A 1,060-nucleotide genomic window follows, 5' to 3' on the forward strand; every position below is an offset into this window, starting at 1 on the left:
GCACCGCATCGCCGCAGCGCCGCACGCGATCGGGTGGCTGCGCCAGCGCCTCGATCACGGGGACGGCCGGGTCGCCCGGTACGAACAGGACTTCATGCGTCCGTACCGGCTGAGCGACGCGCTCGACATGCTGCTGCCCGCCGGCCCGGATGGCCCGCGCCTGGGCGTCAGCCTGTTGCGCGATGCGCCGCATCCCGGCTTCTCGAACGACCAGATGGACGCGCTGGCCGATTTCCACGCACTGGCGGCGCAGCTGCTCGCCGGGGCCGATCCGCGCCGTCGCCTCGCGGCACGGTGTCCGCAACTGACGCCGCGCGAACTCGACATCGCACTGGCCGTCGCCGCCGGCATGCCGAACAAGCAGGTGGCGCGCGATGCGGGCATGGCGCCGTCCACCGTCAAAACCCATCTGGCGCACATTTTTCGCAAGTGCGGCATCGCCAGCCGCGGCGAACTGGCGCGGCTGGCCTATTGATCACCCCTCCGGCAGCAGCGCACCGCCGTCCACGACGATCGTCTGGCCGGTGACGTACGCCGTATGGTCGGAGGCGAGGAACAGCATCGCCGCCGCGATGTCGTCCGGCTCGCCCATCCGGCCCAGCGGGATCCGTGCACGCAGGCGCGCCGCGACGTCGTCGCCGCCCAGGTTGCCCTGTGCCGGCGTGCGGATCATGCCGGGTTCCACGCCATTGACCGTGACGCCGTCCGCCGCCACCTCGAGCGCGGCGGCGCGAATGAAACCGTTCACGGCGGCCTTGGACGCGGCATAGTGCGCGAGGCCCGGATAGGCGACGCGCGGCCCCGTCACGGACGACGTCACGAGCATCCTGCCGCCGCCGCGTGCGCGCATCAGGGGCAGGGCCGCCTGCAGCAGGCCGAACGCGGCGTGGACGTTGACGGCGAACGTGCGTTCGAGCAGCGGACGGTCGATGTGCGCGAAGTCCGTCAGCGGGAAATATGCCGCGTTGTGGACGACGATGTCGACGCCGCCGAAGCGCTCGCGCGCCGCCGCCACGATGCGGGCCGGGGCATCGGCGCGGGCAAGGTCGCAGGCCAGGGC

General features: G+C 72.4%; 2 protein-coding genes. One reads left to right on the forward strand and one right to left on the reverse strand.

The window, feature by feature from the left end; all coding sequences use genetic code 11:
* The coding region (locus ACEN88_RS32475; protein ID WP_413346355.1) for a helix-turn-helix transcriptional regulator at nt 1-475 on the forward strand (475 nt) is incomplete at its 5' end.
* Here ACEN88_RS32475 and ACEN88_RS32480 read toward each other — a convergent pair.
* Nucleotides 476-1,060: SDR family oxidoreductase (locus ACEN88_RS32480; RefSeq protein ID WP_413346357.1), on the reverse strand; the 585-nt coding region annotated here is incomplete at its 5' end.

The organism is Massilia sp. CT11-108 (genome assembly GCF_047302915.1).
GTDB lineage: Bacteria > Pseudomonadota > Gammaproteobacteria > Burkholderiales > Burkholderiaceae_D > Telluria > Telluria orientalis.